This window comes from uncultured Kiloniella sp., from assembly GCF_937128705.1.
In the GTDB taxonomy this organism is placed as follows: Bacteria; Pseudomonadota; Alphaproteobacteria; order Kiloniellales; family Kiloniellaceae; genus Kiloniella.
The window spans coordinates 1-2634 of sequence record NZ_CAKZMP010000315.1; the positions used below are offsets into that span (position 1 = coordinate 1).

At 47.3% G+C, this 2634-nt stretch carries 3 protein-coding genes; 2 read left to right on the forward strand and 1 reads right to left on the reverse strand.

Features of this window, described 5'->3' with window-relative positions:
* Positions 1-598 (forward strand): di-heme-cytochrome C peroxidase (locus Q0241_RS15790; RefSeq protein WP_299379176.1); only part of this gene is annotated, 598 nt, incomplete at its 5' end.
* 128 nt (positions 599-726) lie between these two features.
* On the forward strand, positions 727-2088 hold the full coding sequence (locus tag Q0241_RS15795; RefSeq protein ID WP_299379177.1) for a cytochrome P450: 1362 nt from the start codon (positions 727-729) through the stop codon (positions 2086-2088).
* A gap of 60 nt (positions 2089-2148) precedes the next feature.
* On the opposite strand, the gene Q0241_RS15800 is transcribed toward Q0241_RS15795, so the two are convergent.
* Positions 2149-2397: a MoaD/ThiS family protein gene (locus tag Q0241_RS15800; protein ID WP_299379179.1), complete on the reverse strand. Its 249-nt coding sequence runs from the start codon at positions 2395-2397 to the stop codon at positions 2149-2151.
* Positions 2398-2634 lie beyond the last annotated feature (237 nt).

Sequence of the window (2634 nt, forward strand, 5' to 3'; positions counted from 1 at the left end):
GGGCAACTTTAAAGACACTTATCAAGATGTCGGTATTGGCAAGGTTGTTGAGCGGGGCAGAGCCCCGGTTGCGCAAATATTGACCGCAGCCACCCGAGGCACAGTGACGACACCTGATCCAGATAAATGGTGGCCGAGGCGGTTTGTCGAATGGGTTTATGCGCTTGTCATGACATTGTTCGATAACCCTGTGAAAGCAAGTCTTAAGGCTGGCGAGTATATTCCGGATACGACGGCGCAACCCTATAACAGTTTGAAAGCCTATCGTGCACGACCTTTGAACGGTATTTGGGCGACGGCGCCATACTTGCACAACGGATCTGTGCCAAGCCTGTATGAATTACTTTTACCAAAATCGCTTCAAGACAAAGACGGTAATGACAGGGGCTGTACTACAACCGCTGTTCGAACCAATTCCTTTATGGTCGGAGCACGTGAATTTGATCCCATAAAAGTCGGTTTTTTGACCGAAGGGTATGAAGGTTTCAGGTTTGATACCTCTATCAGAGGCAATAGGAATATTGGTCATGAATATGGTGCATGCAAATTTTCCGAACAAGATCGCTGGGACCTGATTGAGTATTTAAAATCTCTATAAGGGAAATCCCGACGAGGTTTTTTTGAGAGACTAAAGTGCTGAAAAATTGAAGATACTGAAAGTTGACGGTGCAGAAATACTAAAAGTCCCGTGATTATAAGGGAGATACCAGAAGGGGAGCGAGTTAAATGGATATCGCTGGAAAAGACTATCTGAAAGAATATGACGCAGCACCGGAAGATAAAAAATATCCTATGGTTCAAGGCTGGATAAGAACAGAGCCTTTGCCCTTTTTTAAACAGCTTCGAAAAGAACGCCCTGTTTTGCAAACACCGGAATGTACGTTGGTTGCCAAGTTTACCGATGTACGGGACATGTTGCAGATGCCGAAAATCTTCACCGTGGATCTCTACAAGGTTAAGATGAGCGTGACGGGGCCGGATGATGGATACCTGATGGCGCACGATGACGATGCCTTGCACTACCGGGAAAAGTCAATGATGCAGGGGCTGTTGAACAGAAATGATCTGCCGCGTGTGCGGAAAATGATCACCGAGTTCTCGCGGGAAATTCTGGATGATGCTAATGGCGGGATTGAACTGGTCAATGATTATTGTCGTATGGTTCCGGTTAAATTGGTACAGGAATACTTTGGTCTGGATGGTATTGACCGTGAAAAATTGATCCGCTGGTCCTATTGGAATCAATACGATGCGTTTAATAACCAACCCTTTGATATGCTATCTGATCAGGACCACAAGCGCATTGTTGACTATCATGACGAAGCGTCAAAAGAGCTGGTTGCCTATATTGCTTCTTTGATGTTGCGCAAGATCATTCGCGTTAAAATTATGGGCGTGTTTTACATGTTTCTTAATCCGATCCAGAAGCTGATTTATCGTATTTTAGGCATGGATGTGCCGGAACGTTCAGACACGATGGTTATGCGCATGATCCGGACGAAGTTTGCAAAGCAGGTTGATTTTCCGCTGACCCGCGTGGGAACCAACGCCGGGGGATTGTTGATCGGGGCAATAGAAACAACATCGCAGGCCGTGGCACAGGTGGTTGAATATTTCATTGAACATCCTGCCATCTTGAAGCAGGCGAAAGACAAGGCGCAATCTAATGACATGGCTGCGTTTGACGCGATGGTTTGGGAAGCCCTGCGCTTTCGGCCAATACGGCCAGATATTTTCCGTCAGGCCGCCAGTGATTATACAATGGCCAAAGGCACCAACCACGAAACAGAGATCAAGTCCGGAACAATCGTTCGTTTGCTGATACATTCAGCCATGTTCGACACCTATGCCTATGAGGACCCGGATAGCTTTAATCCCGATCGGAATTTTTATCACAATTTTGCGCTGGGCTTTGGCCCGCACCAATGTTTGGGTAAATACGTTGGCATGGAAATGATCCCGGCAATGGTCCGCGAAGTTGTCTTACAAAGCGACCTGAACAGCGAGAGCAAAATCAGCTACATCAACCCGCTTTTCCCCGATCGTGAAGGGCCTTTTCCCGAAGATTATCCCATCAGGTGGTCGTGAATGTCAGATGATAAGATAGCTTAGAGGCAAAGAGTCAAAACAAACTCTCTTTCCCTTCTGCTAACCACCAGCCAGTCTAGGTATCAAAAAAACTTCGCTGTCTTCGGGGATGGGTTGGAACCAGTCGTCGCGGTAGATAGTGCCGTTGATGGCAACCGCGATGCCGCTTTTGTCCAGTTCGGGTTTTAGCTCAGGGCATTTCGTTTCCAGAGCGTTAAGCAACTGGCGGATGTTCTTTGCTTCTATTTCAAGCTCGGAAATGCCGCCAGCGGCCTGTTGGATTGTTCCGGAAAGGGTGACTTGAACCATATTTACTCTGTCCTGAGCTTACATATCCTCTGAATTTATATCTCCAGAGTTTTAAAGTGCCAAGCGACCCCTTTATTGATAAGAGGTCGCTTGATCTTTTTTTGGCCAACAGAACAGGGGCAATCGCCCCTATTCAGCCGCGATTTTGGCGGTGTCGATTGCCTTGAGCACCCGTGGGGGTGACATGGGCAGTTCGGTCATACGAACACCCGCAGCAGCAGAGACACCATTGGCAAT

Bases quoted from the DNA above. Each gene is read 5' to 3' on its own strand.
- Q0241_RS15800 (WP_299379179.1), bottom strand. From the start codon at position 2,397: ATGGTTCAAGTCACCCTTTCCGGAACAATCCAACAGGCCGCTGGCGGC.
- Q0241_RS15795 (WP_299379177.1), top strand. From the start codon at position 727: ATGGATATCGCTGGAAAAGACTATCTGAAAGAATATGACGCAGCACCG.